General features: G+C 46.5%; 1 protein-coding gene. It reads right to left on the bottom strand.

Annotated elements, in window-relative coordinates; all coding sequences use genetic code 11:
- Nucleotides 1-552: 552 nt before the first annotated feature.
- Entirely contained in the window at nucleotides 553-1,449 is an 897-nt protein-coding gene (locus QUA58_RS17985) for a pirin family protein (RefSeq protein ID WP_333395139.1), read from the bottom strand.
- Nucleotides 1,450-1,582: the final 133 nt, after the last annotated feature.

The following is a 1,582-nucleotide window of genomic DNA, read 5'->3' as shown; positions in this document are numbered from 1 at the left end:
TCCTCACTTTTTTGAGAACTGCTATAGTAGTATTCCACAGATAGAATAACCGCCCATCCACATGAGATACCAAGCTCAAACGACTGGTCGGGAAATAATAATAGCTAGTGGATGGCGAACACCACGAAAAACATAGCTTAACTAACTAACTAACGTAAGCTCAAATCAGAAAAGTAAGTTCTGGGAATTTAAACGATCGTACCGCAGGGCCTACGGAAAAATGAGAAGGAATTCTCAAACGCTTGGGGAGACAAAACCCTCTGGGACTAACTAAATTAGGCTCAATATTTAATTCAATCGAACGGATATTTGGTTGAAGAACTGCCGCTCCGATAGATAGTTTGGCGTTGCTGATTCACGGTATGAATAAACTTTTCTCGGAACTTACAAAACTCACCCGACTTAGCCCATAGCAATTGCGAAATCTTGAATTCATACCTATATTCAGCAACGCCAAACGCCATATTTTGGAATAATATCCGTGAAGATGAGAGTAAAAAAGACAGATTCTGAATTAACAAACAGTTTTTTAATTTAAATCGCTGCGGTTATTCACAACGGTTGCTCTGCTTGAGAAGGTGGCTCTTCTGGCAGCGGAATAAACTCTGTCTCTTGAGGAACCTGAGCAAACCGTCCCTCTCTCCAATCGAGTTTAGCTTGCTCAATGCGCGAGTGGCGACTCGAAACAAAATTCCACCACTTATGCCGCTCACCAACAGGTTCACCGCCAATCACAATACAACGAGCCTTGCCTGAAGCAGAAATGTTTACTTCAGTGCCGGAAGTGAGAACTGCCAACCGATGTTGTTCCAGAGGCACTCCATCAATAACAAGCCCCTCTGTTACGCTGTAAACCGCCTGTTCGCTGTAATGGCTCGGTAAGGTAAATTCTCTTCCAGCAGTCAGTTGCACGTCCAGATAAATCATGGGGGAAAATATTTGAACTGGGGAAGTGCGACCATAGGCATCACCGGCAATTAGGGTGAATGAAACTCCTGCATCCTCCCAAGCAGGCAGTTCAGTTGCCGGATGATGCCGAAACCAGGGGTCGGTTTCTTCGTATTCATCGGGAAGGGCTATCCAGGTTTGGATGCCATGCAGAATGGCTTCTTTGCTGCGCTCGTCGTCAGGGGTGCGTTCAGAGTGGACAATGCCTCGCGCTGCAGTCATCCAGTTCACCGCACCAGGACGGATTTCTTGAACGCTGCCCACACTATCACGATGCAGTAAAACCCCTTCAAACAGGTAGGTGACGGTTGCTAAGTTGATGTGCGGATGCGGCCTGACATCCACGCCCCGGCCGGGTGGAAACACCGCAGGGCCGAGATGGTCAAAAAAGATGAACGGGCCTACCAGTGCTAGAACGTCTGAGGGAAGCAGGCGGCGGGCTTGGAATCCACCCAAATCTTGAATGTGCGGCTCGATGAGATGTTGGATGCTATCGGTCATGATGTTTATGAAGTTGCGAACGCTAATTGTCTATGTCAAAAGTGCATTATACAAAAGGTAGTCCCCTGAAGGAAAGGATCGAGAGAATAAAACTGAATTCAAAGAAAAGTAGGCATTTAGAGTTGTAAATTAG

Origin of the sequence: Microcoleus sp. N9_A1 (genome assembly GCF_036701795.1) — a bacterium.
Taxonomy (GTDB): Bacteria; Cyanobacteriota; Cyanobacteriia; order Cyanobacteriales; family Microcoleaceae; genus Microcoleus.
The sequence above is the reverse complement of the archived record's forward strand: the minus strand, read 5'-3'. Positions and strand labels throughout refer to the sequence as shown.